The organism is Pseudomonas sp. CFBP 13719, assembly GCF_014842095.1.
GTDB lineage: Bacteria > Pseudomonadota > Gammaproteobacteria > Pseudomonadales > Pseudomonadaceae > Aquipseudomonas.
Genome location: NZ_JACYVB010000030.1, coordinates 1 through 316 on the forward strand (window position 1 = coordinate 1; position 316 = coordinate 316).

At 45.1% G+C, this 316-nt stretch carries 1 tRNA gene; it reads right to left on the reverse strand.

The features are described 5' to 3' along the window. Positions 1-133: 133 nt before the first annotated feature. Positions 134-204: transfer RNA gene (locus IFT57_RS26860), tRNA-Ile, on the reverse strand. Between the last annotated feature and the right edge of the window lie 112 nt (positions 205-316).

Consider the following 316-nt stretch of genomic DNA (forward strand, 5'->3'; position numbering starts at 1 on the left):
AAAGTGCTGTCCAGTCTATCTTTCTATCACATACCCAAATTTTTAAAGAACGATCTAATCAAAGACTAGAAATCAACATTCACCATCACCCTGATGGAATGCTCATTTCTAAGCTCTAAAACAAAAGCAGTGGTGGTGGAGCCAAGNGAACTGCCGACCTCACCCTTATCAGGGGTGCGCTCTAACCAACTGAGCTACAGACCCAATTTCGAGCTTGTAGCCGTTAGCGTGCGCTATCAGCTTGGAGCATAAAGCTGCTTCTATCGTCTTCTTCAATGAATCAAGCAATTCGTGTGGGAGCTCATGAGCCAGCTGT